The sequence below is a fragment of the Marinimicrobium koreense genome, assembly GCF_003762925.1.
Lineage (GTDB): Bacteria > Pseudomonadota > Gammaproteobacteria > Pseudomonadales > Cellvibrionaceae > Marinimicrobium > Marinimicrobium koreense.
On the sequence record NZ_RJUK01000006.1, the window covers coordinates 1 to 1,350 of the forward strand.

1 protein-coding gene is annotated in these 1,350 nt (G+C 48.7%); it reads left to right on the forward strand.

Annotation, left to right across the window (positions count from 1 at the left end):
- Window positions 1–88: 88 nt before the first annotated feature.
- Window positions 89–1,108 carry an IS110 family RNA-guided transposase gene (locus EDC38_RS16325; RefSeq protein ID WP_123639583.1) on the forward strand — a complete coding sequence of 340 codons (1,020 nt, stop codon included), beginning with the start codon at window positions 89–91 and terminating at the stop codon, window positions 1,106–1,108.
- Window positions 1,109–1,350 lie beyond the last annotated feature (242 nt).

Below are 1,350 nucleotides of genomic sequence, written 5' to 3' on the forward strand. Positions count from 1 at the left end.
GCGCATGCGCGATATACAAATAATGAGATGGACGCCCCTCTCTAGTCGGCTAGTCTTAAGTGACTAAGCCACAGTGGAGGGTAAGAAAATGAAAGAGTTGAGCGTAGTCGGTATCGATTTAGCAAAGTCCGTTTTCCATGTGCATGGGACAGACGAAACGGAGAAGGTTTGCGTCAGACGAAAGCTTAATAGGTCATCATTGCTGAAATTTTTTGCCACCTTGAAGCCCTGTTTGGTAGGGATGGAAGCATGTGGAGGTTCTCATTACTGGGCCAGAGAGCTAGTTAAACAGGGGCATGAGGTGCGATTAATTCCACCTCAATACGTTAAGCCCTATGTGAAAACCAATAAAAGCGATGCTATTGATGCTGAAGCCATTTGTGAAGCAGTGACTCGACCTACGATGCGCTATGTTGATATAAAATCTGAGGATCAACAAGCAATCCTTCTTATTCACCGGGACCGAGAAGGGTTGGTAAGAGATCGTACGGCGCTTATCAATCGCATTCGAGCCACGCTTGGTGAGTTTGGGTTGGCAGTACCGACGGGCCCGAGAAACCTGCACAAGTGGTTTGAACAACGTTACAGCGAGGCTGAGTCCCGCCTTCCGGTCATCACGGCGCAACAAGTACATCGGATGATGGATCGATTGAAGTTTATAGAGTCTGAGGTGGCAGATTTAGACCGACAAATCGAGCTTCAAGGGCAACGGGATGAAACTGTAAAAAGGCTGGAGGAGATACCAGGAGTTGGTCGACTCACGGCATCCGCTCTTGTAGCGACAGTGGGGCGGGCACAATCATTTAAGTCCGGCCGTCAATTCTCGGCTTGGTTGGGCCTGGTGCCAAGGCAGCACTCGACGGGAGGAAAGTCCCGATTAATAGGGATCAGTAAACGAGGTGATGCCTACTTAAGACGAATGCTGATACACGGTGCTAGAGCGGTTCTAAGACATATGAACCCTCGGCGACCGGTCACAGCTTGGCTAAGGCAGCTGCAGACCAGGTGTCATAGAAACACGGTGATTGTGGCGCTGGCCAACAAATTGGCCCGAATCGTATGGGCTCTATTAACGAAAGGCGAGCGATATCAAGAAGTTACCGCTTAGAATTTTGAGGCGATCTTGGTTTGCGCAGGTAAAACTACATTGATGACAAATAGGTACACCTTAGATTCGGTCAACCTGGCCCTAACAACGTTCCTTTGAGAACGCTACAAATGATTAGGTCCGAATCAGCGGCTCTCATCCAGTGATCGGAGCAAGTCTCCAACTAGAATCCGTATAGATGGCTGCAAACCTAAACTGTCACGATATTTTACTTGCACAAAACGGGGCGTCCATAGATGTTA